1 pseudogene is annotated in these 563 nt (G+C 62.5%); it reads right to left on the bottom strand.

From position 1 onward, the window contains the following. A pseudogene (locus EJB06_RS31595) lies at positions 1-563 on the bottom strand (RHS repeat protein); the annotation flags it as partial.

The following is a 563-nucleotide window of genomic DNA, read 5'->3' on the forward strand; positions in this document are numbered from 1 at the left end:
CGCTGTCCAATACCGTTGAACAGCTGGTACACCGTTACCGCGCCGTTCTTGATGCTGTAGGGCCGTCCACGTCCGCTATAGGTAATCACCAGGGTGCCGTCGCTGCTCAGGTTGCCTGCGCCATCATAGGTGTTGGTCTTGGCGGGAACCGGACCGGTGGTCGCGCTCAGTTTATTGCTGAGGGGATCGATGGTATTCGTATAGCTGGTCCCCCCGAACGTCGCCTTGATCCGGTTGCCGGTGGCATCGTAGGCATATGCCTGGGTGGTGCCGTTGCCACTGTAGCTAGTCAGGCGGTCCAGTTCGTCGTAACCGAAGGTCTGGTCCAGGCTGGCCGGGCTCGGTGCCGTCCCGGTGCCCGTATGGTTGTAGCCGGTGATGCGGTCGGCAGCATCGTAGTTGACCGTACGTACCACGCCGTTGGCCGACGCCGCGCCCAGGGTATAGCTGCTGATGCGGCCATTGAGGTCGTAGTGACGGACGTGCGCGTTCGGATTGGCCGCCGTGCTGTTGCCCCAGGTCCAGCCGCTGCTGCCGCCGAACGGTGCGTAGGTGATATTGCT

Origin of the sequence: Massilia atriviolacea, from assembly GCF_003953935.1 — a bacterium.
In the GTDB taxonomy this organism is placed as follows: Bacteria; Pseudomonadota; Gammaproteobacteria; order Burkholderiales; family Burkholderiaceae_D; genus Telluria_A; species Telluria_A atriviolacea.